This is a genomic window from Serratia sp. 2723, from assembly GCF_050434425.1.
Taxonomy (GTDB): domain Bacteria; phylum Pseudomonadota; class Gammaproteobacteria; order Enterobacterales; family Enterobacteriaceae; genus Chania.
Window position 1 is genome coordinate 47,362 of sequence record NZ_JBNDIN010000021.1, and the last position, 21,031, is coordinate 68,392.

Sequence of the window (21,031 nt, forward strand, 5' to 3'; positions counted from 1 at the left end):
CGTACGGACAGCAGTGCTGTGGCGCTCTAACAAGGGCCGATGAGCCAACTGGCTTTTGGTTAATAACGGTAATGTTATTTGATGGGTCAAAACTGGGCTTATTTGATCTGGGTTTGAGTCAGTTTTGACACATATTACGGGGCTTGTCTTGTCAATGGATTAATTACACCATCCGCTGCGAGCGTTATTAATAAATAGCAGACGCATCGAGTCAGTACAGATAAACCTTTACAGGGGAATAACATGTTTTCATTATTAAAACCTGGCGCGGCGGCGAAGCGTGTTCCGCCAGAACAGGTGCAGGCAACCTACCAGCGTTATCGCATGCAGGCGTTACTGAGTGTCTTTTTGGGCTATCTGGCCTATTACATCGTGCGTAACAACTTCACCCTTTCGACACCCTACCTGAAAGAGCATCTGGATCTGAGTGCGACGCAGATCGGCATGTTGAGCAGTTGCATGTTGATTGCCTATGGCATCAGCAAGGGGGTGATGAGCAGCCTGGCCGATAAGGCCAATCCCAAGGTGTTTATGGCCTGTGGCCTGGTGTTGTGTGCCATCGTCAACGTCGGTTTGGGGTTCAGCACCGCCTTCTGGGTCTTTGCCGCATTGGTGGTGTTTAACGGCCTGTTCCAGGGGATGGGTGTAGGCCCTTCGTTCATTACCATTGCCAACTGGTTCCCACGCCGTGAGCGAGGCCGCGTTGGCGCATTTTGGAATATATCCCATAATATCGGCGGCGGGGTGGTGGCCCCCATTGTCGGCGTGGCTTTTGCGGTGTTGGGCAGTGAACACTGGCAGAGCGCCAGCTATATCGTCCCTGCGGGCGTGGCGGTGCTGTTTGCGTTGGTTGTGCTGTGGCTGGGTAAAGGATCCCCGCGCAGTGAAGGTCTGCCGGCCTTGGAACAAATGATGCCGGAAGAAACCATCAGGGTGAAAACCGGTGCGCAGGAGCAGGCACCGGAAAATATGAGCGCCTTCCAGATCTTCTGTACCTATGTCCTGTGTAATAAAAATGCCTGGTATGTCTCGCTGGTGGACGTGTTTGTCTACATGGTGCGCTTTGGCATGATCAGCTGGCTGCCTATCTACCTGCTGACCGAAAAGCATTTCACCAAAGAGCAGATGAGCGTCGCGTTTCTGTTCTTCGAATGGGCGGCGATCCCTTCCACTCTGTTGGCTGGGTGGCTGTCGGACAAGCTGTTCAAGGGACGCCGTATGCCGCTGGCGATGATCTGCATGGTGATGATTTTCATCTGCCTGATTGGTTACTGGAAGAGTGACTCGCTGTTGATGGTCACCATCTTTGCCGCGATCGTCGGTTGCCTGATCTATGTGCCACAGTTCCTGGCTTCGGTACAGACGATGGAGATCGTTCCCAGCTTTGCCGTCGGCTCTGCCGTTGGCCTGCGTGGCTTTATGAGCTATATCTTTGGGGCGACGCTGGGCACCAGCCTGTTTGGCGTGATGGTCGATCAGATGGGCTGGCATGGGGGCTTTTATCTGCTGATGGGCGGGGTGGTGTGCTGCATCTTGTTCTGCTATCTGTCACATCGTGGCGTATTGGCCTTGGAGCGTGAAAGACAGCAACAGGAGCTACAAGCGGAGCCACTGGTCGCGCAGTAGGGCTTAGAAGTTCTGGATAAAAAAATGGCGCCGATAAAGGCGCCATTTTTACGATCGAACCGCGATTACTTCTTGATGCGGATAATCGGGGTCTCGCCAACGGTGACGCTGCCGGACAGTTTGATCAGCTCTTTGATCTCGTCCATGTTGGAGATAACCACCGGAGTCAGGGTAGACTTGGCTTTCTCTTCCAGCAGGGCCAGATTGAACTCGATAACCACATCGCCTTTCTTGACGCGCTGGCCTTCTTCCGCGATGCGTTTGAAGCCTTCGCCTTTCAGTTCAACGGTGTCGATACCAAAGTGCACGAACAGCTCAATGCCGCTATCAGATTCGATAGAGAACGCATGGTTGGTTTCGAAAATTTTACCGATGGTGCCGTCAACCGGAGCAACCATTTTGTTGCCAGCAGGTTTGATAGCAATGCCATCGCCAACGATCTTCTCGGCGAATACGACGTCCGGTACATCTTCAATGTTGACGATTTCGCCAGAAAGGGGAGCGACGATCTCGATAGTGCCCATGTCTTTCTTGTCATCAGAAACCAGAGACTTCAGTTTATCGAACAAACCCATGATCTTCTCCTAAGCATTAAATTGGGCGGCGTTCCAGTGTCGTGGAATTTTAGCAGAGCGTTTTTTCTTCGATGAACTTATTGACGCAGTTCATCAAATCCTGTGCCGTTGGTTGTTCCAAGGCCTGCGCTGCCAATGCCTTCACATCTTCGAAATTGGTATTACGAATAATTTTCTTGATGCGCGGGATTGCAATCGCACTCATGCTGAACTCATCCAGCCCCATGCCCAAAAGCAACAGTGTAGCACGCTCATCGCCAGCCAGCTCGCCGCACATACCGGTCCACTTGCCTTCTGCGTGAGATGCATCAATAACCTGTTTGATCAGGCCAAGCACTGATGGGGACATCGGGTTATAGAGATGAGAAATCAGCTCGTTGCCGCGATCTACTGCCAGAGTATACTGGGTTAAATCGTTTGTCCCAATACTAAAGAAGTCGACTTCTTTCGCCAGGTGGCGAGCAATCACTGCCGCGGCCGGTGTTTCCACCATCACGCCTACTTCAATGGCCTCGTCAAAGGCTTTGCCTTCCTCACGCAGCTGTGCTTTCAGCGTTTCCAGCTCGCCCTTCAGATCGCGCACTTCTTCCACCGAGATGATCATCGGGAACATGATGCGCAGTTTGCCGAAAGCAGAGGCACGCAGGATGGCGCGCAGCTGAGCGTGCAGGATTTCCCGGCGGTCCATCGCGATACGGATCGCGCGCCAGCCCAGGAACGGGTTCTCTTCTTTTGGCAGGTTCATGTACGGCAGGTCTTTATCGCCGCCGATGTCCATGGTACGGACGATGACTGCCTGCGAGCCCATGGCTTCCGCAACGGCCTTGTAAGCCGAGAACTGCTCGTCTTCGGTGGGCAGTGAGTCGCGGTCCATGAACAGGAATTCGGTACGATACAGGCCAACACCTTCGGCGCCATTGCGCTCTGCACCGGCGACGTCGCGCACGGTGCCGATGTTGGCACAGACTTCAACCTGATGCCCGTCCAGCGTGATCGCCGGCAGGTCTTTCAGCTTGGCCAGATCGTTTTTCTCGGTGACGTATTGGGTATGAACCGCTTTCAGCTGTTCAATCACCTCGGCCGTCGGGTTGACGTAAATCTTGTTGTTAACCGCATCCAGGATCAGGTAATCGCCGTTTTTCACCTGGGTGGTCACGTCGCTGGTGCCAACGATAGCGGGCAGTTCCAGAGAGCGAGCCATGATTGAGGTGTGGGAAGTACGGCCACCCAGATCGGTGATGAAGCCCAGCACTTTGTCCAGGTTCAACTGTGCGGTTTCTGACGGTGTCAGGTCCTTCGCGACCAGGATCACCTCATCCTGAATGGCGGTCAGATCGACAATCGCCAGGCCCAGGATGTTTTGCAGCAGACGCTTACCGATATCACGCACGTCCGCCGCGCGCTCTTTCAGGTATTCGTCGTCTAATTCTTCCAGCGCTTTCGCCTGGCCTTCGATCACGGTGTAGGCTGCCGCATCGGCAGACGCCAGATCGTCTTTGATGAGGGCTATGATTTCCTGCTCAAGTTCTTCGTCTTCCAACAGCATGATGTGGCCTTCGAAGATCGCTTCTTTCTCTTCGCCGAAGGTCTCGCCTGCCTTGGTCTTGATCACTTCCAACTGTTCAGACGCTTTGGCGCGGCCCGCCAGAAAACGTGAGATTTCCTGCTCTACAAGGTCTGCAGAGATTTTTTTCCGGTTGATGACAATTTCATCTTCCTTCAGCAAGAGAGCCTTACCAAAAGCGATACCCGGTGATACTAAAATGCCTGAAATCATAACCCTACCTTACTCTTGACTGGTGTTAACTAAAAAGACGGGCTGATTACTCAAGCTCTGCCATCAGTTTTACCAAGTGCTCAACGGCTTTCTGCTCGTCTTCACCAACGGCTTCGATGGTGACTACTGTTCCTTGGGTCAGACCCAGAGTTTGCAGTTTAAACAGGCTCTTGGCGCTGGCGCTTTTGCCGTTGGAAGTCACGGTAATGTCAGACGTGAAGCCTTTGGCTTCTTTTACGAACTGAGCGGCAGGGCGAGTGTGCAGACCATTCGGAGCGGTGATAGTCACTTCTTGCTGGAACATTGATGTTTCCCCAACTTATCGGATTAAGGTTGTGGAGCTAAAGTTTAGCCTAACGGCATGATTTTAGCTTGTCTGGTTAGCGCCTGACTATGGTACAGAGGCGAGCGTTGATGCAACATAAAACGACGCTTTAAGCACTTCAGATCAAAAAATCCGAGTATCTGGCGTTGTTTCAATCAGCTTCCTATTATGCCGTGTTTTTCGCTGGAGCGACAAATGAGTAAATCGATTCAGCTAAAACAGGGGCAGGAAGGTGATTAATTTTGCGCACCGAAATAATTGAACGGTTAAATACTAAAGCCAGCGGCGAAAATCAATCGTTGAGTGGTGTAAACTTTGATCCAGTCCACAAAAAAAGCACCTAAGTAGGTGCTTTTTTAGCTATTTGTGCACTGTTTGCGCTATTGCTGCAGTTCCTGTTCAGTGAACAGATCGGCAAACAAAGCGGTGCTTAAGTAGCGCTCACCTGAAGAAGGCAGAATAACCACAATTGTCTTGTCGGTAAAGTCGGCTTCTTCGGCAAGTTTGACGGCGGCCGCCACGGCGGCACCGGAAGAAATACCGGCCAGAATGCCTTCTTCTTCCATCAGGCGGCGTGCCATGCTAATGGCTTCGTCGTTGGTGATCTGCTCAACGCGGTCAACCAGGCTCAGATCCAGGTTGCCAGGAATGAAACCGGCACCAATACCCTGAATTTTGTGCGGGCCGGGTTTGATTTCCTGACCTGCCAGCGCCTGGCTAATGACCGGTGAATCGGTCGGTTCAACCGCAACGCTGGTGATGGCCTTACCCTTGGTGTTCTTGATAAAGCGGCTGACGCCGGTCAGTGTACCGCCGGTGCCGACGCCCGCGATAAACACATCGACTTCGCCATCGGTATCTTCCCAGATTTCCGGGCCGGTGGTTTGTTCGTGGATTTCCGGGTTGGCCGGGTTGCTGAACTGTTGCAGCAGGATGTAGCGGTTCGGATCGGTGGCCACAATCTCTTCGGCCTTGGCGATCGCGCCTTTCATACCTTTGGCACCTTCGGTCAGCACCAGATTGGCCCCCAGCGCCTTGAGCAGTTTACGACGTTCGATGCTCATGGTTTCCGGCATGGTCAGCGTGAGCTTGTAACCCCGCGCCGCAGCGACAAACGCCAGGGCGACACCGGTGTTGCCGCTGGTTGGCTCCACCAACTCTTTGCCTGCGCTCAGAATGCCACGTTTTTCGGCATCCCAAATCATATTGGCACCGATGCGGCATTTGACGCTGAAGCTTGGGTTGCGAGATTCAACCTTGGCGAGAATGCGTCCGTTGCCGATACGGTTCAGACGAACCAGTGGCGTATGGCCGATTGTTAATGAGTTGTCTTGGTAAATCTTGCTCATGGCCCGTCCTTATAACGCTATGAAATGTAGGGAACATCGAAAGCATACGCTAACGGTCTCGGCAGGGAAGTAAAGAATTGGTATATAGATATGTTATTAGAGAATAAGTTTTATACCCGTCGTCTTTCAAGCTGTAGGGTAATCGCATAATCAGGATGGGCGCACGAAGCGCCCTCAAATAAAGCCGTTAGTGACGAACAAATTGTGCACGATAACGGTCGACCCACATCGCCGTGGCACCGCAGACCGCCACCGGCAGGATCACCAGATTGAGGATGGGGATCATGGTGAACAGGCTGACCAACGCGCCAAACTGCAGGTTATCGGCCTTGTGCTGACGCAACGCCTGACGCATCTCGGCGAAGCTGACCTTGTGGTTATCAAACGGATAATCGCAGTATTGAATGGCCAGCATCCAGGCGCTGAACAGGAACCACAGCACCGGTGCCAGCGTTTGGCCGATGCCAGGTATAAAATAGAGCAACAGCAGGCCCAGCGCGCGCGGCAGGTAATACATCAGTTTGCGCCATTCACGGGACATGATGCGCGGTAGATCTTTGACCACACCGAGCATACCGGTATCTGGCAACGGTTTGCCGGTCAGGCTACCTTCGAGCTGTTCCGCCAGCAGCCCGCAAAACGGGGCGGCGATCAGGTTGGTGATGGTGCTGAACAGGTAACTGAACACCAACAGCACGGAAATGACCGCCATCGGCCAGAGTAAATAACTTAGCCACTGTAGCCAGCTTGGCACATGGCTCATCATGCTCGGGATCCAGTCGCCCAGTTGGCTGAACAGCCACCAGAAGGCAGAGCCCATCAGCAGCACGTTCACCAGCAACGGCAAGACGACATAGCGTTTGATCCCTGGGCGCGAAATCAGGCGCCATCCTTGGGCAAAATAATGGAAGCCGTTGGTGGATCCGACAGGGGGAGGTACATGGGACATATCTTAAGATTTTCTCTTTGGCTTAACAGGCCTGCCTATCATATAGGTATGATTTTCCACTGGCTAGAGTCACATTGGCTGAAAAAACAGCAAAAAAATGCCGAATAATCATCTTTATTGGCATAAAGTTCAGCACGGACTTGCACTTGTGCCTGCGGGCAAATAGAGTTAAAGAGTGAATGTTTGCCGCGGTGGCAATGTCTTGGAACAACAGAGATAGCAATGATGCAGGATTTGCGTCTGATATTAATCGTTGTTGGCGCGATCGCCATAATAGCGTTGTTATTACATGGTCTTTGGACCAGCCGTAAGGAACGCTCGTCCCTTTTTCGCGATCGCCCAGCCAAACGCTCAAAAAACGAGCGTGAACCTACTCCACTTGATGATCCTGCCGAAAGCGTGGGAGAGGTACGTATTCGTGCCACTCGCGCAGAGGTTGAGGATGAGCCATCAATGGGCCATATCGATGTCGCACGCGAAGAGCCGGTGAGTGCACCAAAGCCTGCTCCAGCAGCTCAACCTGCGCCTCGGCCAGCCCAGCCCGCGCCGCTCTCCCAGCGGCCGGATTACGATGACATCCTGCTGGATAACTATGCCCAGGACGAAGACGAAGAGCCGCAGCAACCTGCCGAGCGTCGTGAACCGCGCGTTGACGATATGCCTCCGGCACCTGCGCCAGAGCCTGCTTTCCAGCATGCAGAACCGATGCGTGAACCGCAGCCAGCGCCGGAACCGTTGAAACCGGCAAAACTGCAGGAAACCGTATTGGTGCTGCACGTTGCTGCCCATCAAGGCGGCGTGATCGGTGGTGAAGTATTGCTACAGAGCGTGCTGCAGGCGGGCTTCCAATTTGGCCAAATGGGGATCTTCCATCGCCATATCAGCCCGGCAGGCAGTGGCCCCGTGCTGTTCAGCCTGGCCAATATGGTCAAGCCTGGGTCATTCGATCCGGAAATGATGTCTGATTTCTCCACGCCGGGCGTATCGATGTTTATGATGGTGCCGTCTTACGGCGACGCCAATCAGAACTTCAAGCTGATGCTGCAATCGGCACAACGTATTGCCGACGATGTGGGTGGCGTGGTGCTGGACGATGAACGCCGCATGATGACCCCGCAAAAGCTGGAAACCTATAAAGCACGCATCCGCGAAGTGTTGGAAAACAACGCCTGACCGGTTGCCTGTGCACTGCATAATCCGTAATCCAGAACCCCCGCCAGCCGGGGGTTTTTTATCTTTGATGGTGAGCCATGGCATCGATTAACGAAACAATCAATCAACTACGCACCTCATTGCGCCATCACGAATATCAGTATCACGTACTCGATGCGCCGGAGATCCCGGATGCGGAATACGATCGCCTGATGCGTGAGCTGCGTGAGCTGGAAGAGGCCCATCCTGAGCTGATCACCGCCGATTCGCCGACTCAGCGCGTCGGGGCCGCCCCCTTGGCGGCGTTTGATCAGGTGCGCCATGAAGTGCCGATGCTGTCATTGGACAACGTCTTTGATGAAGAGAGCTATCTGGCGTTTTACAAGCGCGTGCAGGATCGCCTGAAAAGCAGCGAGTCGCTGACCTTCTGCTGTGAGCTGAAACTGGACGGGTTGGCCGTCAGCCTGCTGTATGAAGATGGTGAGCTGGTACGTGCCTCCACGCGTGGTGATGGCACCACCGGGGAAAATATCACCTCTAATGTGCGCACTATCCGTGCCATCCCGCTGCGCCTGACCGGCGACAATATTCCGCGCCGGGTGGAAGTGCGTGGCGAAGTCTTTATGCCACATGCCGGTTTTGAGCAGATGAACGAAGAGGCGCGCCGCAAAGACGGCAAAATCTTCGCCAACCCGCGTAACGCGGCGGCGGGCTCGCTGCGTCAGCTTGATCCGCGTATCACGGCCAAGCGCCCGCTGACCTTCTTCTGCTACGGCGTTGGCCTGCTGGAAGGGGGCGAATTGCCACGCAGCCATTGGCAACGCCTGATGCAGTTCAAAGCCTGGGGCTTGCCGGTGAGCGATCGCGTCAAGCTTTGCACCGGTAGCGATGAGGTGCTGGCGTTTTATCGTCAGGTTGAACAGGACCGCATCAACCTTGGCTTTGATATCGATGGCGTGGTGGTGAAGATCGACGATATCGATCTGCAAGAATCTCTGGGCTTTGTTGCTCGCGCACCGCGTTGGGCCACGGCGTTCAAATTCCCGGCACAAGAGCAGATCACCGTAGTGCGTGAAGTGGAATTCCAGGTCGGGCGTACCGGTGCCATCACGCCAGTTGCGCGCCTGGAGCCGGTGCTGGTGGCCGGGGTGATGGTTAGCAATGCCACGTTGCATAACGCCGATGAAATCGAACGCCTTGGTCTGCGTATCGGCGATACGGTGATCGTGCGCCGCGCCGGGGATGTGATCCCGAAAGTGGTCGGGGTGATCGAAGATCGCCGCCCGCAGGACGCGCGTGAAGTGGTGTTCCCACTACATTGCCCGGTGTGCGGTTCCGATGTGGAGCGGGTGGAAGGTGAAGCCATTGCGCGCTGTACCGGCGGGCTGATCTGCGGTGCCCAGCGTAAAGAGGCGCTGAAGCACTTCGTTTCCCGCCGGGCGATGGACGTTGACGGCATGGGCGATAAAATCATCGAACAGCTGGTCGATAAAGAATATGTCAAAACGCCAGCCGATCTGTTCCGTCTTTCCGCCGGTATTCTCACCGGGCTGGATCGCATGGGGCCAAAATCGGCACAGAATCTGGTCAATGCCTTGACCACCGCCAAACAGACCACCTTTGCACGCTTCCTGTATGCGTTGGGTATTCGGGAGGTAGGGGAGGCCACGGCAGCTGGTCTGGCGGCGCATTTTGGCTCGTTGGAGAAGCTGCGAGAGGCCGATCTGGACGCGTTAAAACAGGTACCGGACGTGGGCGAAGTGGTGGCCAGCCATGTGGTGAACTTCTTTGCCGAAACGCATAACCAGCAGGTGATCGCCGAGCTGACCAGCCCGGAAATCGGTATCAGCTGGCCAGCGCCAGTGGTGGTTGTTGCCGAAGAGATCGACAGCCCATTTGCCGGTAAAACCGTAGTGCTGACCGGTTCTCTCAGCCAGCTTTCCCGCGACGAAGCCAAAGATCGGCTGACGGCGCTGGGGGCCAAGGTCAGCGGCAGCGTATCCAAGAAAACCGATCTGGTGATCGCTGGTGAGGCAGCCGGCTCCAAGCTGGTCAAGGCACAGGAACTGGGGATCGAGGTGATCGACGAGGCTGAGATGATCCGCCTGTTGGGGGCCTGATGGAAAAAGAGAATCTGATTGAAATCGCCAACACCGTGATGCCCTTTGGCAAATACCAGGGCAGGGTGCTGATCGACCTGCCGGAAGAGTATCTGCTGTGGTTCGCCCGTAAGGGCGAATTCCCCAACGGTAGACTGGGAATGCTGATGGAAATGACATTGGCGATTAAAATTGAAGGGCTGGATCACCTGATCAAGCCGTTAAAGAGAAGCTGATTCGACGGGGCAACGGTGTGTTGCCCCGTCCGATTTAGATATACACATCTAAGGTGTTGACTGCTGTTGGGTTATTGACGCCATCTCCAACGATGGTTTTGGCTATCTGTGTTTGCTGCTGCTTTTCCAGTTCTTCTTTCCGGATGCGCTCGATCTCGACTTGTAGCATTTTGATCTGGTTCATGATCAACTGCCGCATCTTTTTTAGCTCTTCAGGTTTGAGTCCCATTTCTGACAGCTTTTCCAGCTGTTTCATCAGATTCTCAATCTGTTTATACAACGCTTTAATGCGTGAAGCCGCGCTGCCGTCCTTGGGGGTCACTAGCCCCGTATCATCAGTGCTTTCGCTTTTTTCCGTTCTAATATTTTCTGAACCAATAGTGATGGGGGTGTTCATCTTAATATCTATAGACATCGTATTCTCCCTATGTACAGATATCGCTATAACGGTATCGACAATACACGGGAAAACTTTAGGTATTCACTTGTTGCAGCCTTGGCCAGCGTTCAAGCCACTGTTTTTCCGCCACGCGTCGTTCGAAAGCGGCGAAGTTGTTGCTTTTAGGGTTGAAGGTAATGGTATCGTTAAACAGCGCCTGTAGGCCAAAAGGGGCAATGAGAATGATGCTGCCATCAGCCTGTAACCGGGCGCCAATGGCTGTTTCTATCTCGGTCCAGTAACTGATGGCGTCTTCGCTGTCGCGATAGGGCGCGCGGTGACTGCGCAGGTGCATACGCGCCTGATTCTTTACCGACCAGGGTTGTGCCGACCACTCCAACAGGCGTGACTCCAGCATCTGGTCGCGCTCGGCGTCGCTATGGCGCGAATCGAAATGGATCACATCGATATCGTTGAGCGGCGTGCTGGTGGTGAAACCATGCAACCGGTCCCACACCAGATTACGCACAAAGCCAGCACCCAGGCACCAGTCGTTCAGCCCGAGCCGCCGAGCGGTGCATAGTGCCTGCATACGTTCGCTGTCTTGGTGTAACCAATCAATAATTTGTTGCTGTAGTGCCATCAAGAGTGCCATCAATGTTCCTTTGTTTCTGCTACTGTAACCCGAAACAGGCAGCAGCGTGATGGTAGTAACGGCAAAAAAAAGCGCGGCATAAGCGCCGCGCGAGACTATTGACAAACCCACCTGCTCGATTTGTAGGGGCGCTACATGTGAACTGCGCCCGAGATCAAGCCGGTTGAGGTTCGGCCCAGGCCATGATCAGAACTGGGTGTTCAGGCTCATAAAGTAAGTCCTGCCCGGTTCGTTAAAGGTTGCTGCCCCGGCACCGTAGATATTGACTGCCCCGGTGATTGGGTTACCCACGTTTTGTGAGTTACCTGAACGGAACTGGCGTTTGTCGAACATGTTGTCGATCCCCGTCGTCACGCTGATATTTTTAGTCAACGCATAGGTGCCGCTCAGGCCAAAGATCGCGTAAGGGCTGACCTCACGAGTTTCCGGCCCAGTGGTTGGCTCCCCACGGTAGTTGTATTTCTTCGGCTTTTGACGACCATACCAGGTCGCGGTGGTCTGCAGAGACAGATCTTGCGTGGCTTGCCAGCTCAGGGTCGAGTTGATGGTGAACTTGGGAATAATCGACAGGTAATCACCGGTAGTTTTATTCTCGTTCTCAATCATGTAGGTGGCGTTGTTGTTCCAGGCGATGCTTTCACTCACCGGTACGTTCAACGTTCCTTCCAGACCCTGGATCACCGCTTTAGGCACGTTCTCCCAGCGATAGATATCGGTTTTACTGGAGATAGAGGCCGTTGGAGAATAGCCAGCCTCGATCTTGTTGCGGTAATCGTTACGGAAATAGGTGATGCCAGCCAGCCAACCTTCATGGTGGAATTCCAGCCCGATTTCTTTGTTGATGCTGTTCTCGGCCTTGAGATCGTCATTACCCATCAGATAGCAACCGGTCCCCGTTGCGCTGGCGGCACAGCCCTGGCCTTTGCTGTAGAGAATGTAGTCGCCGTTGCTCTGGAACAGGTTAGGTGCCTTGTAGGCGCGAGCGATGCCCATTTTCAGGGTAAACAGATCGCCCAATTCCTGTGACAGGTTAAGCGACGGGCTCCAGTTGTTACCGGCCATGGAGTGGTGATCGTAACGCAGGCCAGGAGTCAGCATCGTGGTATCGGTCAGCTCGATATTATCTTCGGCAAACAGCGAGAAGATATCTGCGGAGGAATACGGGCTGCGGTTGGTGCTATCGGTGCCTGGGATCGCTCCCCCCGTATTCGTGCCGGTCAGCGACTGGGTGGTTGAAGAAGGATCTTTCATCTTCTGTTGATTCCACTCGGTGCCCAGCGTGGCGGTTTGTGGCACCCACATATCGAATGGAATGCTGATTTCGCTGTGGGCCAGGAAATCGTCCAGACGGGTGGTGTTAAAACTGTCGTTGGCGAAGATCCCTTCGGTGCCCCCGGCCAGTCCTTCGGCCAAACGGGTATTGCGCGTGCGCTCGAATTGGACATAGTTGTTGGTGCTGACGCCACTGTCCCATGCGCCACGATAATTGACCGCATAGGTTTCACGATACATACGGTTGGTTTCTTTACCGTAGTTGCTCTGCACCAGCGCATTGGTGTTGGTGTTCTGGGTATCCCCGGCGTACAGGTTGCCCTGGCGACCATAGGCATATTGGAAATCCAAGGACTGCAGGTGGGCGAATTCCCAGCTCAGCAAGGCATCGATATTTTTGTCGACCACCCCTTCACGACCGGCAGGCAGAGTATTGGCATAGGTGCCGGTACGTTCGGACTGATGCCCCTGGTTGATATCCCAGGCGTCGGCCTGCGTTTTGCTGTAGCCACCGAACAGACGGAAGCTCAACCGATCGCTTAACGGGCCGGAAAGGCTGAAATCGGTGCGCTTGGTTGCGCCTTCATCCTTATGCTGCGGTACGTTGAAATAACCGTTCAGTGAACCGTGCAGGTCCTGGCCAGCTTTTTTGGTGATGATGTTGACCACGCCACCTGCCGCGCCGTTACCATAGCGGGCAGCCGCAGGGCCACGCAGCACTTCGATACGCTCGATCATCTCTGGTGGCACCCAGGCGGTATCACCACGGGTATCACGCTCGCCACGCCAGCCTTGGCGCACCGAGTTACGGCTGCTGGCCGGTTTGCCGTCGATCAGGATCAGGGTATTTTCTGGCCCCATGCCACGAATATCGAGTTGGCGGTTGTTGCCCCGCTGGCCGCTGGTGGAGTTACCGGTCAGGTTGACCCCCGGCATGGTACGGATCAACTCATTGATATCACGAGCGGGAGGGCGTCGTTTGATTTCTTCGGCAGTGATGGTGGAAACGCCGGGAGCTTGAAGATTTTGTTTGGCGGCGGTGACGACAATGACATCGTCAGAGGCGGATTCTTTTTTGCTTTTCTCAGGCAGCGCAGAGCTGTCTGAAGTGGTGGCCGTTTGCTCGGCATTGACTGTGACGGAAAATGCAGACGTGCCTAACCCTAACCCAATGAGTGTGGCTAAAGAATAACGAGATAACTTCCGATTCATTTTGAGGTTCCTACCTAACCACCCTTCCTGATGCGGCACTGTGTGACAACCGGTAACGGAACGGTTTGCTGTAGTTTTATTGTGTAGTCGAAAATAGTAACGAAACCCTGAGGCCAGGCTGACTGGCTGCAAGATCCCGTTCAATAATTCGGCATCCATCCCTGTTGAAGAATGCCCGCTCGATTTCGAGCTTCTATACACTATTGCAAATGCAAATAATTATCAATAGTATTCCTTTGGCCGTTTGGCATTTGGGAACCGGTGAGTCGCACGGCGTGCCTTGCCAACAACACAATGAGTGGGTGTTTTGAAAACTGAACAACAACCAGCAAGCAGTACGTTATTGGCGAGCAAGTATGCAGGGAGCCACGGTTGGTGGCTGGATATCGTTCGGCGTGGTACCCCCTTGGTGGAACCGCTGGATAATGGTCGATGGAAGGTGACGTTCTTGTGGCGCGACCCTCAGGGCGGTGAACTGACCTCGGCTTATCGGCGAGTCTGGATCCATATCAACTGCCTTACCGATCATCATCAAGCGTCGCCCCCGCAGAGCCTGCAACGGCTCACCGGATCGGACGTCTGGTATTGGCAAACCGAGCTGCAAGGCGACTGGCGCGGCAGCTACTGTTTTATCCCCTGCATGGAGGATTGTCCGTTCGAACCGCAGGGAGACAATACTCACGCCAACATGCTTTCTATTCGCCACTGGTGGCACCAGGTGTTCGCCAGCGCAACTCACGATCTGCTTAATCCTTACCGCGCCTGGCCTGGAGTCGGTGGGCACACTCTTTCTGGCCTGCATATGCCGCAGGCTCCCCAACAACCGGCCTGGCGGGACTTTGATAACTATGCCGTGACCAGCGGCCGCTGTACGCCTGCACCTCCTGCCAGACTGCAACGGCATACCTGGCATAGCCAGCGATTGGGAACCTCCCGCCACGTCTGGGTCTACTCCACCGGTGAAAGTAACCCGGTGGCGCGGCCATTGGCTATTTTGCTGGACGGCCAATTCTGGGCCAATCAGATGCCGGTCTGGGATCCGCTAATGCAACTGACGCGTGCTGGCCAACTGCCGGAGGCGGTCTACCTGCTGATCGATGTGATCGACCAGCAACACCGCGCGCGGGAGCTGACCTGCAACGATGAGTTTTGGTTGGCCCTACAGGAAGAGTTATTACCACAATTGGCCGACTGGGCACCGCATAACCGTGAGGCTGCCAACACCGTGGTCGCCGGGCAAAGCTTTGGTGGCTTGGGTTCGCTCTATGCAGGCTTGCGCTGGCCGGAATATTTTGGTGCCACCATCAGCCAATCTGGCTCGTTCTGGTGGCCACGCCGCGATATGTTGCAGTTGCCCACTGTGCCCGAGGATGCCTGCTGGTTGATCCGCCAGGTAGAGGACCGGCAGTTGGGTGAGCGCGGCAAGCTGAAGGTATTTTTAGAGGCCGGAGCGCATGAAAAGCTGGTCCACCGGGTTAATGACCGTATGGCGGCCCTGTTAAGTGAGGCCGGGCATCAGGTGCAATATCGGTTGGTAGAGGGCGGGCACGATGCGCTGTGCTGGCGCGGCGGCTTACTTGATGGCCTGCAGGCGCATTGGTCGGAGTTGGTCAACCGCCGTGCCGAATTGAAGCCGTCCGCCAACTCTCTTCATGCTTAAGGAGCAAGTAATGGAAACCTTAAACCCGTTCGATGACGAGCAGCAAATTTGCTATGTCCTGCGTAATGACGAACTGCTTTATAGCCTGTGGCCGGATTTTAGCGCTATCCCGGCAGGCTGGGTAAGCGTTTTTGGCCCAGCTTCCCGGGAACGCTGTGTTCACTGGCTGGAACAGAATTGGCAGGATATGCGGCCCGCATCACTAAGTAAGGCATGATGGAGACGCAGAAGCAAGAACCGACAACAGGAGCGAATGTCGTGTCAGAAACCTCTATTTTATCCACCGGGCAACAGGTTACCGTTGAGTTGCCATTGGTGGCCGCGCAGCCCGGTATTTGGGTTGCCGATCAAATTTCACCGTACGGCAATGCCTATGCGGTTGCCCATTATATCGAACTGAATGGTCCGCTGGATAAAGACCACCTGCTACGGGCGATCTCACAGGGCCTGGCTGAAGTGGACACCTTACGGCTACGTTTCGTTGAGCGTGATGGTGTGCCAATGCAGTATTACGACGCCACGATGCCGTTGGCTGTGGCGGAGTGGGTTGACCTGAGCGACTCGGCAGATGCAGAGGCGGCGGCCCATGCGCTGATGCAGATCGACCTTGGTGCCGAATTACGGGCGAGCAGCGGCAAGCCGCTGTATCGCCATATCCTGATGCGTCTGGCCGACGATCGCTGGTTCTGGTATCAGCGTTACCATCATCTGGTGGTCGATGGCTTCAGCTTTACCGCTATAGCTCGCCGTATCGCCAATATTTATACCCGCCTATGTCAGCATGAGCAGCCAGAGCCTACGCCGTTCACGCCTTTTAGCGATGTGGTGGCGGAATATCAGCAGTACCAGCAATCCCCGAGTTATCAACGCGATGCCGATTTTTGGTTGAACAAGGCACGGCAGTTGCCCATGCCAGCGACTTTGTGCCCGCAGCCATTGGCCGGGCAGGCCCCCTCGACACGAATTCACCGCTTGGCACAGTTCTGTGCTGCGCAGGATCTTGCGCCACTGGTCAGCGTGGGCCAACAGCAACAGCTCAGTGCTGCCGATATGGCAATGGCGCTGGTGGCCGTGTGGGTAGCTCGTCTGACAGGCCAAACCCACTATAGCGCCGGGTTTATTTTTATGCGCCGGATGGGTTCGGCTGCGCTTTGTGCCACCGGGCCGGTGATTAACGTGTTGCCGGTGGAGATGCATGTTGCGCCGCAGGCAACGTTGGTGGATGTTGCCGCACAAATCAGCCGTGAACTGAAGCTTGCCCGCCGCCATCAGCGTTATGATGCTGAGCAGGTACAGCGCGATCTGGGGCGGATTGGCGATAGCCAGCCGCTGTATGGCACCGTTTTCAACTTTAAGATGTTCGACTACCAGCTCGATTTTGCCGGTATCAAAGGGATCACCCACGATCTGGCTTCTGGCCCGGTGCGTGATTTGGAAATCGCCTTGTTTATCGACGAGGCTGGCACGCTGAAGATTGAGCTATTGGCCAATGCCGAGCGTTATCCGTTGGCCGAACTGACGGAGCACTTACAGCGTTTGCCGTTGCTGCTGCGGCAGTTTGCGAGCCAACCGACATTACCGGTGAGCGAAGCCGATTTGCTGAGTGAAAAAGATCACGCCCTGCTGGCCAAGGTGAACGACACCGCTTATCCGGTGGCAGCACAGACCCTCAGTGGTCTGTTGGCCGAGCAGGCGAATAAGACCCCGGATGCCCCGGCGCTGGCAGATGAGCACTACCGGTTCAACTACCGCGAAACTCGCGAACAGGTGATCGCCCTGGCCCAGCGTTTGGTGGCTCAGGGGGTGCTGCCGGGCGATATCGTGGCGGTGGCATTGCCGCGTTCGGTTTTCCTGTCGCTGGCGTTGATGGCGATTGTGGAAGCGGGGGCGGCCTATTTACCACTGGATACCGGCTATCCAGATGAACGTCTCAGCATGATGCTGGAAGACGCGGCCCCACGCTTGATTATCACCGACGTCTCCCAGCAAGCGCGATTTGTGGGGCAGGGGGAAGTGCTGTTATACGATGCGCCATTGGTAGCCACCGCTGTTGCACCGAGCGGGATCCAAGGCCCGACGCCGCATCATCCGGCCTATATTATCTTCACATCCGGCTCTACCGGGCGGCCTAAGGGCGTGCTGGTTGGGCATCAGGCCATCGTTAACCGTTTACTGTGGATGCAGCATCAGTACCCGTTGGCGGCAGACGATGTGGTGCTGCAAAAAACGCCGTGCAGTTTTGACGTCTCGGTGTGGGAATTCTTCTGGCCATTGATGGTTGGTGCACAGTTAGTGATGGCACCGCCGGAAGCGCACCGCGATCCTCAGCAACTGCAAACGCTAATCGATCGGCATAAAGTCACTACCATGCACTTTGTTCCTTCGATGCTGGCGGCCTTTGTCGGCGCTTTGGACAGCACAACCGCCATTGCCCATTGCCAACCACTGCGGCAGGTGTTCTGTAGCGGTGAGGCGTTACCGGCAGAGCTGTGTCGCCTGTGGCAGAGCCGCACTCAGGTGCCGTTGCATAACCTCTACGGCCCTACCGAGGCGGCAGTGGATGTGGCCTGGCATCCAGCCTTTGGTGATGCCCTTGCCGCAGTCACCGGTGCTAATGTCCCCATTGGTCTGCCGGTGTGGAATACCGGTTTACGGATCCTCGACGCGCGCTTACGCCCAGTGCCACCGGGCGTAGCAGGCGATCTCTATCTGACCGGTGTGCAGTTGGCACATGGTTATCTGGCCAGACCTGATCTCACCGCCAGCCGCTTTGTGGCCGATCCACAGGGCAACGGTGGGCGGATGTATCGCACCGGTGATGTTGCCCGCTGGCTGCCAGACGGCGCGGTGGAATATTTGGGGCGCAGCGACGATCAGCTGAAAATTCGCGGCCAGCGGATTGAACTCAGTGAGATCGACCACGCCCTGCTGTCACTGCCGGGCGTACGTCAGGCGGTGGCTCATGCCTTGGTCTTGGAGGGTACGGTCACTGATGCGATGGGCGGCGATGCCCGGCAACTGGTGGGCTACCTGGTCCCGCAGCACGGCCAGCATCTGGATAGCGAAGTCCTACGTGCTGCGCTAGCCGATCGCTTGCCGCCGCATATGGTGCCGATCGCCCTGGTTGAAATGGCCGAGCTGCCTCTCAGCGCTAACGGCAAACTCGATCGCAAAGCCTTACCGCAGCCGCAAACCGGTGCCGGAAAGGCCGGACGCGAGCCGGAACCCGGGTTGGAAAGCGAGATCGCCGCAGTCTTTGCCCGTTTGCTCCAGCGTGAGCAGGTGTTTGCCGATGATGATTTCTTTGCCCTGGGTGGGCATTCGTTGCTGGCGATGCGCCTGGCCGCCGAGTTGCGGCGCGATCTGGGTAAAGCGGTGTCGGTTGGCCAGGTGATGGTCGCGTCGAAAGTAGAGCAACTGGCGCGACTGCTGGCGGAAGAACGCACGCAGGAAGAGGCCGACCAATGCGGCTTTGACAGCGTGTTGCCGCTGCGCGTTACCGAAGGCCCAACGCTGTTCTGCCTGCACCCGGCTTCCGGCTTCTCCTGGCAGTTCAGCGTGTTGCCGCGTTATATCGATCAGCATTGGTCGCTGGTGGGCATCCAGTCTCCACGCCCGGATGGCCCTCTGGCTCTGGGTGAGGATATGGATCAGGTCTGCGATGCGCATCTGGCCACGGTATTACAGGTACAGCCACACGGCCCGTATCATTTTATCGGTTACTCCCTGGGGGGAACATTGGCTCAAGGTATCGCAGCGCGTTTGCAGGCGCGTGGGGAGGAGGTCGCTTTCCTTGGCTTGCTGGATACCTATCCGCCGGAAACCCAGAACTGGGATGTGATGCTGGACGACAACGTGCTCAAAGAGGTACAGCGCGAGCGCGAGCAGTTCCTGGCGGTATCAGAAGATACGCTAGATCCGGCGCTGGGCGAGGCGCGGGTCGCGATGTTTGACAATATCGAAGCCAACTATGCGGATTCGGTCAGGCTGTTGTCACATACCCATACGGCGCATTTCCAGGGGCAGGCGACGCTGTTCGTGGCCAAGCGCACCTTGCAAGCAGGCATGGATGTACAGCAGACTTGGGCGGAATATGCTGACGCGTTGCAGGTGTTTGAGCTGGATTGTGCGCATGTGGATATCGTTTCTCCGGCCTCGTTTAAGGTGCTGGGACCCTTGTTGAACCGGGTCCTGCGAGCACTGTAACTGTGAAGAGGATTATTTGATACGGGCTCGATTGCCGGTGTCAGATCATCGGCAATAAATATAATCCTACTCCTACTCCATTCAAGGGGCGAATGCTGATAAGGCTCGCCCCTTTATCATTCCTATTCTATGGCATTAGTTAACGCTGTTCACTATTAGCTGCCAGACTTGAACCTGAAATATTAATTTCGAATAGCAGCACTTAGCCTGGCTCAATGTCCTGGCTGTTATATGAGCGCTTATCGGCTATACTCCCGTCAGGATTAAGGATGTTATCCAGAGGCAAAGGGTTATCCCCCTGAATCCGATTGTGGAAATTAAAAAGGAGGCAAGATCCACATATTTCTTGGTAATTTGGTAACAAGTAAAGAGGTACTATGACCAGTCGTAAACATTTAACTCCTTCCGAAGTGGAAAAATTGCTCGAGGCGACCCTGAAAGGTAAAAACCCTGAGCGTGATTACTGTTTGATCTGGATGTGTTTTATCCATGGTTGCCGGGTGAGTGAAATCAACAGTTGGCGGCTTGCCGATATCGATCTGGAAGGCGGTAATATCTATATCCATCGGTTGAAGAATGGCTTCTCAACCGTCCACCCTCTGTACGTGCGTGAGCGGAAATGCTTGCAGCGTTGGATGGCCAAGAGAAAACAGTACCGTGGTGCAGACACGGAGTGGTTGTTTCTTTCTAACCGCGGTTCCCGTTTATCACGCCAGCGTATTTATTGGTTAATCCGTAATTACAGCGAAGCGGCCAATCTGGAGGTCAATGCGCATCCTCATATGCTGCGTCATGGCTGCGGTTTCGCCCTGGCGGACCGTGGGATTGATACGCGTTTGATTCAGGATTTTCTTGGCCATCGGAATATTCAAAATACGGTGTTATATACGGCGAGCAATGCAAGGAGGTTTAAGGAAGTATGGTGATGGGCAAACACTAAAGTATTTCTAATGAGTCACTTTGAACTAAATTGCAACACACTGTAAGGATCTATGAGAATAATGTCAATACTAACCATTTGATATTTGCGGGAACCCAAAAATATTCATTTAAAACAACAAGTTAAGCACCCCCTCTTAAGTAAAACCCCCATCGCTAGCGATCAAGTATTTTCTTGATTTTTTCCTCAGAAAAACCAAAGAAAAATCACGTCACTATTTTGGTAGTGAATAAATCTACCTTTATTGATTTTTCAGTTTAATGTTTCGCAGACTGATTTTTTGGAAGCCTTCCGTGGCGTATGTAACCAAAGGAGTCACTTTAGTTCAAAATGAATCGTTTGGCTGGAAAGGCATTATCGCCTCATCGCTATTTGCGGAGGGGGCTTTCAGTCGATGAACTAAATAAAAAGGAATGACATAGGGTTATGTCAAAAATAAACAAGTGCGCGCATTTTGAGTGCATTTTTAAAAGGAAAAGTAGTATATGAACAAGAATCTGATCGCCATGGCTGTTCTGGCCGCCTCCGCATTTTCCACCGCTGCGTTTGCTGAAGACGGCAAAGTAAACTTCTCTGGTGAGATCATCGATCAAGCCTGTACCGTGCATTCTGACTCAGA

16 protein-coding genes are annotated in these 21,031 nt (G+C 54.5%); 8 read left to right on the forward strand and 8 right to left on the reverse strand.

What is annotated here, in order from left to right:
- The first annotated feature begins 243 nt into the window (after window positions 1–243).
- On the forward strand, window positions 244–1,626 hold the full coding sequence (pgtP, locus tag ABIE29_RS22430) for a phosphoglycerate transporter PgtP (protein ID WP_429621426.1): 1,383 nt from the start codon (window positions 244–246) through the stop codon (window positions 1,624–1,626).
- A 65-nt stretch (window positions 1,627–1,691) separates the two neighbouring features.
- On the opposite strand, the gene crr is transcribed toward pgtP, so the two are convergent.
- From crr to cysZ, 5 genes are all read right to left on the reverse strand, one after another.
- Complete coding sequence (gene crr, locus ABIE29_RS22435; RefSeq protein WP_021178690.1) at window positions 1,692–2,201, reverse strand: PTS glucose transporter subunit IIA; 510 nt, start codon at window positions 2,199–2,201, stop codon at window positions 1,692–1,694.
- Between the two features lie 49 nt (window positions 2,202–2,250).
- On the reverse strand, window positions 2,251–3,978 hold the full coding sequence (ptsI, locus tag ABIE29_RS22440) for a phosphoenolpyruvate-protein phosphotransferase PtsI (RefSeq protein ID WP_429621428.1): 1,728 nt from the start codon (window positions 3,976–3,978) through the stop codon (window positions 2,251–2,253).
- Between the two features lie 46 nt (window positions 3,979–4,024).
- The gene (gene ptsH / locus ABIE29_RS22445) at window positions 4,025–4,282 is read right to left on the reverse strand and encodes a phosphocarrier protein Hpr (protein WP_024484477.1); all 258 of its coding nucleotides are present in this window, start codon (window positions 4,280–4,282) and stop codon (window positions 4,025–4,027) included.
- A 401-nt stretch (window positions 4,283–4,683) separates the two neighbouring features.
- A complete protein-coding gene (gene cysK / locus ABIE29_RS22450; protein ID WP_429621430.1) occupies window positions 4,684–5,652 on the reverse strand; it encodes a cysteine synthase A in 969 nt (322 codons plus the stop codon).
- Between the two features lie 187 nt (window positions 5,653–5,839).
- Window positions 5,840–6,601, reverse strand: coding sequence for a sulfate transporter CysZ (gene cysZ, locus ABIE29_RS22455; protein WP_429621432.1), 762 nt, complete (start codon window positions 6,599–6,601; stop codon window positions 5,840–5,842).
- A 222-nt stretch (window positions 6,602–6,823) separates the two neighbouring features.
- On the opposite strand from cysZ, the gene zipA reads away from it, so the two are divergent.
- The 3 genes from zipA (at window position 6,824) to ABIE29_RS22470 (ending at window position 10,088) form a co-directional block, all read left to right on the forward strand.
- The gene (zipA, locus tag ABIE29_RS22460; RefSeq protein ID WP_429621434.1) at window positions 6,824–7,774 is read left to right on the forward strand and encodes a cell division protein ZipA; all 951 of its coding nucleotides are present in this window, start codon (window positions 6,824–6,826) and stop codon (window positions 7,772–7,774) included.
- Window positions 7,775–7,851: 77 nt separating this feature from the next.
- Entirely contained in the window at window positions 7,852–9,873 is a 2,022-nt protein-coding gene (gene ligA / locus ABIE29_RS22465) for an NAD-dependent DNA ligase LigA (RefSeq protein ID WP_429621435.1), read from the forward strand.
- The gene (locus ABIE29_RS22470; RefSeq protein ID WP_429621436.1) at window positions 9,873–10,088 is read left to right on the forward strand and encodes a DUF3820 family protein; all 216 of its coding nucleotides are present in this window, start codon (window positions 9,873–9,875) and stop codon (window positions 10,086–10,088) included. The genes ligA and ABIE29_RS22470 overlap by 1 nt, the downstream gene beginning before the upstream one ends.
- A 34-nt stretch (window positions 10,089–10,122) precedes the next feature.
- Here the strand turns inward: ABIE29_RS22470 and ABIE29_RS22475 are convergent, their stop codons facing one another.
- The 3 genes from ABIE29_RS22475 to ABIE29_RS22485 all read right to left on the reverse strand — a co-directional run bounded on the left by ABIE29_RS22475 (window position 10,123) and on the right by ABIE29_RS22485 (window position 13,606).
- Complete coding sequence (locus ABIE29_RS22475) at window positions 10,123–10,503, reverse strand: FlxA-like family protein (RefSeq protein ID WP_429621437.1); 381 nt, start codon at window positions 10,501–10,503, stop codon at window positions 10,123–10,125.
- 58 nt (window positions 10,504–10,561) lie between these two features.
- Window positions 10,562–11,110 carry a nucleotidyltransferase family protein gene (locus ABIE29_RS22480; RefSeq protein ID WP_429621456.1) on the reverse strand — a complete coding sequence of 183 codons (549 nt, stop codon included), beginning with the start codon at window positions 11,108–11,110 and terminating at the stop codon, window positions 10,562–10,564.
- Window positions 11,111–11,308: 198 nt separating this feature from the next.
- Window positions 11,309–13,606, reverse strand: a complete 2,298-nt coding sequence (locus tag ABIE29_RS22485; protein ID WP_429621439.1) for a TonB-dependent siderophore receptor — start codon at window positions 13,604–13,606, stop codon at window positions 11,309–11,311.
- A gap of 307 nt (window positions 13,607–13,913) precedes the next feature.
- Here ABIE29_RS22485 and fes point away from each other — a divergent pair, with 307 nt between their 5' ends.
- The 4 genes from fes (at window position 13,914) to ABIE29_RS22505 (ending at window position 20,398) form a co-directional block, all read left to right on the forward strand.
- Complete coding sequence (gene fes, locus ABIE29_RS22490; protein ID WP_429621441.1) at window positions 13,914–15,266, forward strand: enterochelin esterase; 1,353 nt, start codon at window positions 13,914–13,916, stop codon at window positions 15,264–15,266.
- A 10-nt stretch (window positions 15,267–15,276) separates the two neighbouring features.
- On the forward strand, window positions 15,277–15,483 hold the full coding sequence (locus ABIE29_RS22495) for an MbtH family protein (protein ID WP_429621443.1): 207 nt from the start codon (window positions 15,277–15,279) through the stop codon (window positions 15,481–15,483).
- Window positions 15,483–19,472: an enterobactin synthase subunit F gene (locus ABIE29_RS22500; protein WP_429621458.1), complete on the forward strand. Its 3,990-nt coding sequence runs from the start codon at window positions 15,483–15,485 to the stop codon at window positions 19,470–19,472. Before ABIE29_RS22495 ends, ABIE29_RS22500 begins: the two co-directional genes overlap by 1 nt.
- 377 nt (window positions 19,473–19,849) lie before the next feature.
- On the forward strand, window positions 19,850–20,398 hold the full coding sequence (locus tag ABIE29_RS22505) for a tyrosine-type DNA invertase (protein WP_429621445.1): 549 nt from the start codon (window positions 19,850–19,852) through the stop codon (window positions 20,396–20,398).
- Window positions 20,399–21,031: the final 633 nt, after the last annotated feature.

Bases quoted from the DNA above. Each gene is read 5' to 3' on its own strand.
- pgtP (WP_429621426.1), top strand. From the start codon at position 244: ATGTTTTCATTATTAAAACCTGGCGCGGCGGCGAAGCGTGTTCCGCCA.
- crr (WP_021178690.1), bottom strand. From the start codon at position 2,201: ATGGGTTTGTTCGATAAACTGAAGTCTCTGGTTTCTGATGACAAGAAA.
- ptsI (WP_429621428.1), bottom strand. From the start codon at position 3,978: ATGATTTCAGGCATTTTAGTATCACCGGGTATCGCTTTTGGTAAGGCT.
- ptsH (WP_024484477.1), bottom strand. From the start codon at position 4,282: ATGTTCCAGCAAGAAGTGACTATCACCGCTCCGAATGGTCTGCACACT.
- cysK (WP_429621430.1), bottom strand. From the start codon at position 5,652: ATGAGCAAGATTTACCAAGACAACTCATTAACAATCGGCCATACGCCA.
- cysZ (WP_429621432.1), bottom strand. From the start codon at position 6,601: ATGTCCCATGTACCTCCCCCTGTCGGATCCACCAACGGCTTCCATTAT.
- zipA (WP_429621434.1), top strand. From the start codon at position 6,824: ATGATGCAGGATTTGCGTCTGATATTAATCGTTGTTGGCGCGATCGCC.
- ligA (WP_429621435.1), top strand. From the start codon at position 7,852: ATGGCATCGATTAACGAAACAATCAATCAACTACGCACCTCATTGCGC.
- ABIE29_RS22470 (WP_429621436.1), top strand. From the start codon at position 9,873: ATGGAAAAAGAGAATCTGATTGAAATCGCCAACACCGTGATGCCCTTT.
- ABIE29_RS22475 (WP_429621437.1), bottom strand. From the start codon at position 10,503: ATGTCTATAGATATTAAGATGAACACCCCCATCACTATTGGTTCAGAA.
- ABIE29_RS22480 (WP_429621456.1), bottom strand. From the start codon at position 11,110: ATGGCACTACAGCAACAAATTATTGATTGGTTACACCAAGACAGCGAA.
- ABIE29_RS22485 (WP_429621439.1), bottom strand. From the start codon at position 13,606: ATGAATCGGAAGTTATCTCGTTATTCTTTAGCCACACTCATTGGGTTA.
- ABIE29_RS22495 (WP_429621443.1), top strand. From the start codon at position 15,277: ATGGAAACCTTAAACCCGTTCGATGACGAGCAGCAAATTTGCTATGTC.
- ABIE29_RS22500 (WP_429621458.1), top strand. From the start codon at position 15,483: ATGGAGACGCAGAAGCAAGAACCGACAACAGGAGCGAATGTCGTGTCA.
- ABIE29_RS22505 (WP_429621445.1), top strand. From the start codon at position 19,850: ATGACCAGTCGTAAACATTTAACTCCTTCCGAAGTGGAAAAATTGCTC.